This is a genomic window from Flavobacterium nitrogenifigens (assembly GCF_003254565.1).
GTDB lineage: Bacteria > Bacteroidota > Bacteroidia > Flavobacteriales > Flavobacteriaceae > Flavobacterium > Flavobacterium nitrogenifigens.
In genome coordinates this window covers 1-271 of record NZ_QJRI01000044.1, presented here as the reverse complement: position 1 = coordinate 271, position 271 = coordinate 1, and the positions used below count along the sequence as shown (strand labels likewise).

Here is a 271-nt window from a genome sequence, read left to right as displayed (position 1 = left end):
AAACGATTCTTCGAATTTATCGGTGTCTATACTTCCCTTTAGAGAAACTGCTCCGGGCATATTATACGCCAGCGAACCGCCTTCCAGCTGGCTCATGATCCATAATCGCCTTTGAGAATCCGTTAAGGGATAAGACTCGCTTTCAGGTGCCTTCGGGATTGCGATATATTCGCTATCCTGCAGCTCTTTACTCAATTCTTCAATGGTTGGGCTTTCAAAAAACAATTTAATAGTGATTGTTTTTCCAAATTGTTTATGGGTACGGTTAATT

General features: G+C 41.3%; 1 protein-coding gene. It reads right to left on the bottom strand.

What is annotated here, in order from left to right:
- Window positions 1-271: condensation domain-containing protein (locus DM397_RS00190; RefSeq protein ID WP_162615412.1), on the bottom strand; the 271-nt coding region annotated here is incomplete at both ends.